This is a genomic window from Caballeronia sp. RCC_10 (assembly GCF_041360715.1).
GTDB classification, from domain to species: Bacteria; Pseudomonadota; Gammaproteobacteria; order Burkholderiales; family Burkholderiaceae; genus Caballeronia; species Caballeronia grimmiae.
Map to the genome: position 1 here is coordinate 1 of NZ_JBFUPT010000116.1, position 801 is coordinate 801.

Below are 801 nucleotides of genomic sequence, written 5' to 3' on the forward strand. Positions count from 1 at the left end.
GTCCCAGTGACCGCATGCGCACGAGGTTATAGGCGGCCATGTTCAACACGAACATCTGGTCAACCTTCTCCAAACTACGCACCATCACTTGGCGCATGCGCCCCACGGTCTTGGCCCACCCGAAGCCTTGTTCGATCAACTTGCGCTTTCGCTGCGAAATGGAATAGCCCAGGCTTGATGCAATCGCGTCGGCCACCGCTGAACGCCGCCCAGAAGTGTTTTGCGCAACGTGCGGGGTGACCTTCATTTCCTGGCAGGCTTCAATGAATTCCTGTGCGTCGTAACCCTTGTCTGCACCGAGCGTGATTTCTGCGTTCGCATCTTCTGCCGCTTGCCGCGCATCGTTGATCATGATCTTGGCCGCTTCACGCTCGGCATGCCCATCAGCGTGTGTCACGCGAGCGTTGACCACCAGGCCGTGCCGATTATCGGTCAGCGTATGGCCCATGTACCGCAATTCGCTGGCCGTTTTGCCTTTGCGATAGAGCCGCGCATCAGGATCAGTCTTGGACTGATGTGTCTCGTTGCTGCGCTTGCTGCCTTTGAAGTCGCCCGCGCTGCCGTCATCGTTGTCCTGATCGTCACGGTCCTTGCGCACGAAGCTCTTGTGGCCCGCCCACGCCTGAATCAAGGTGCCGTCCACGCTGAAGTGCTCACCTGAGAGCAGGTCCTTCTTCTCGGCAATGGCCACCACTTCGTTGAAGAATTTGATGACCGCGTCGTGCTTGATCAACCGCTCGCGGTTCTTCGTGAACACGGTGGGCACCCACACCACATCATCCATTGCCAAGCCGACGAACC

At 58.3% G+C, this 801-nt stretch carries 1 protein-coding gene; it reads right to left on the reverse strand.

Annotated features, from left to right (window positions below):
• A partial coding sequence (locus tag AB6804_RS31895) for an IS5 family transposase (RefSeq protein WP_370889842.1) occupies positions 1 to 801 on the reverse strand: 801 nt, incomplete at both ends.